We start from the raw sequence: 2,917 nt of genomic DNA on the forward strand, positions 1-2,917 counted from the left end.
ACGGCCAAGCTCGTCGCGGATCGAGCCGAAAAGCTCCGGGTCGCGCGAGGAAAGCGGTTCAGTGAAAAATCCGGTGTCGCGGATTGCGGTGTCCATAAGCGTCTCCTTGGTCAGCCGGTCCAGCCGAGGCCGGCGGCAATGCAGTGCATGGATTGCATCAGCGGCACCGAGATGCCGCTCCTCTTGGTGTCGGCGCGCACCTGGCGCAGAAGCTCGACCTGCAGGCTGTTGATCCGGTCGAGCTCCGGCCGCACCCGGTCGAACTGCTCGCGGAACTGCGGGAACCGCTCGGCGATGCCGCGCTGGCCGGTGAGGTCGAGGATCGCCGCCACGGTCGCCTCGTGCTCGCGCCGGACCTTGGCGAAGACCGCCTCGCGCGTCGCCGCGTCGCCGACAAGTGCCGCGTAATCGGCGGCAATCCGCATGTCGGACTGGTAGAGCGACTTCTCCACCTCGTCGACGATCAGCCGGAAGAGCCGCGAGCGGTCGAACATGTCGCGCAGAAGCGCGGTCCCCGCGCCCCCCCGCACCTTCACGAAGGCATCGAGCGCCGAGCCGATCCCGTACCAGCCGGTCAGCATGTGGCGGTTCTGCGACCAGGCGAAGACCCAGGGGATCGCCCTCAGATCGGCGAGCGTCATCGCCCCGAAGCGCCGCGCCGGGCGCGAGCCGAGCTTCAGCGACGACAGCTCCTCGACCGGGCTCGCCTCCTGGAAATAGCCGACGAAGCCCGGCATCCGCACCAGCCCGACATAGGCCGCCTGCGACATCCCCGAGAGCGCCTCAAGCGCCTCGTCATGCTCGGGGTCGTGGCCGCTCTCGCGCAAGAGCGGCGAGAGCGCCGCATGGGTCAGGACCGAGGAGGCCAGCAATTCCAGATGGTTGAGCGCGGTGCCGCGGTTGGCGTATTTCGACGACACCACCTCGCCCTGCTCGGTGAGCTTCATCATGCCGTCGATCGTGCCCGCCGGCTGCGCCGCGATGGCGCGCTCGGTCGGCGCGCCGCCACGGCTGACCGAGCCGCCGCGGCCGTGGAAGAAGCCGGTGCGGTAGCCAAGCCCGGCCATCCGCTCGCTGATCCGCCGTTGCGCCTTCTCGAGCTCCCAGGTCGAGCAGAGAAAGCCGCCGTCCTTGTTCGAATCCGAATAGCCGAGCATCACCTCGACCACGCCGCGCCGCTCACGCGCGGCGGCGCGGGCCGCGCTGGACAGCATCAGCTCGGCGAGGATCTCCGGCGCGGCGCGCAGATCGTCGATCGTCTCGAAGAGCGGCACGACGGCAAGGACCGGCCGGTCGGCGGGCAGGTCGCGCCCGGCCACCGCGTAGCGCGCAAGGAGATAGACGGCGAGAATATCCTCGGCCGAGCGGCTCATCGAGACGATGAACGGCCCGAAGGCCTCGGGGTCGCGTCCCGGCTGCTGCATCAGCGCGAGAAGATCGAGAAGCTCCAGCGCCACCGGCCCGAGCCTGGCCCGGTCGACGACCGGCACATCGTCGGCCGAAAGCACCCGGCGCAGCGCGGCCGCCCCCTCCGCCGTTTCCGGCGCCGTCGCGATCCCGAGCGCGGCCCAGATCTCGGCGAGCACCGCGTTGATCACGGTCGAGTTCTGCCGCACGTCGAGCGAGGTGGCGCGGAAACCGAAGACCTCGGCGCGCCAGCGCACCGGGCGGATGAGTTGCTGGGCCAGGTCATCCGCCTCGATCGCGACGAGCCCGGTCTCGACGACGAGCAGATCGTCCACGAGCGCATGCGGCGCGGCATAGGCCGCGGCGCCGCCCGTGCCGGTCGCCTCGATCCGGATCATGATCGCGCTCACGGCCTGGCGGAAAACCTCGCCGGGATTGCGCGCCTCGAGCGTCGCGGCCGCCCCGCTCCGCGCGATGAGCGCGCCGAGCGCCGCGAGCGTCGGCGCCGGGATGCCGGCGATCCGGCGCGAGATCGAGAGCCGCTGCGCGGCGGTGCGCAGCCCGTCGAGATGGCAGGCGACGGCCGCGTCGCGGCCCATCACCAGCGCCCGCGCGGTCACTTCGGCGGTGACGTTCGGGTTGCCGTCGCGGTCGCCGCCGATCCAGGAATGGAAGCGGATGCAGGGCCGGACCGGCGTCGCCGCGCCGGGGAAGTGCCGCTCGCGCGCATCGCCATACTGGTCGAAGAGCTGCGGCACCGCGTCGAAGATCGAGTTGCGGAAGAACTGCAGACCCCAGGCGATCTCGTCCTCGAGGCTCGGCCGTTCGATCCGGAGCTCGCCGGTCAGCCACAGAAGGTCGATCTCGGCGCGGATCTCGTCGCCGTGGCGGGCGCGTTCGCGCGGGGTCCAGCGATGGGTCTCGAGCTCGACGAGCTTGCGGTAGATGCGCCGATGGATCTCCAGGATCGTGACGCGCTTTGCCTCGGTCGGATGCGCGGTCAGCGTCGGCACCACCGCGAGCTTTCCGATCGCGGCGTCGATCGCGCCCCGGCCGAGCCCGCTCTGGCCGATCCGCTGGAAGGCGGCGGCGAAGGAGCCGGGCACCGCGTCGGGGCCCTCCTCCGCCTCGGTCCTGCGGCGGGCGCGGATGCGGGCGTTTTCGTCGGCGATCTTCTGGAGCTGGAACCAGATGTTCTGCGCCTGAAGATAGGGCACCGCCATCGGCCCGGCCGGGATCGGCCCGGTGCCGCCCGCCGTGAGCCAGTCCGCGACTTCCGGCGCCCGTCGCCCGACCACCTGCATCAGGAGGCGGTGGAGCAGGTCGCGCAGCTCGCGGGCCGCGGCGGTCTGGGCGGGGGCGGGGTCGGTCTGGCTCACATGCGGTTCGGCGAGTGTCATCACGCAACCTTGTCCTGGGGTGTTTTTCCTTCGAAGTATTCGGTGAGGTTCTGGAGGACTCGGAATCCCATGCCTTCTCGGGTTTCGCGTGTTGCGGATCCGAGGTGGGG

General features: G+C 70.8%; 1 protein-coding gene and 1 pseudogene. Both read right to left on the reverse strand.

Translation table 11 applies throughout. The features are described 5' to 3' along the window. Positions 1-110: 110 nt before the first annotated feature. Positions 111-2,807 (reverse strand): phosphoenolpyruvate carboxylase, encoded by a 2,697-nt coding sequence (locus R5H32_RS20770; RefSeq protein WP_318340542.1) that lies wholly within the window; start codon positions 2,805-2,807, stop codon positions 111-113. Then, a pseudogene (locus tag R5H32_RS20775) lies at positions 2,807-2,917 on the reverse strand (D-glycerate dehydrogenase); the annotation flags it as partial. The gene R5H32_RS20770 and the pseudogene R5H32_RS20775, both read right to left, overlap by 1 nt.

Source organism: Defluviimonas sp. D31 (genome assembly GCF_033436765.1).
Classification (GTDB): Bacteria; Pseudomonadota; Alphaproteobacteria; order Rhodobacterales; family Rhodobacteraceae; genus Albidovulum.

What these genes read in the sequence shown, in the direction of transcription:
- R5H32_RS20770 (WP_318340542.1), bottom strand. Translation starts at nt 2,807, where the DNA reads ATGACACTCGCCGAACCGCATGTGAGCCAGACCGACCCCGCCCCCGCC.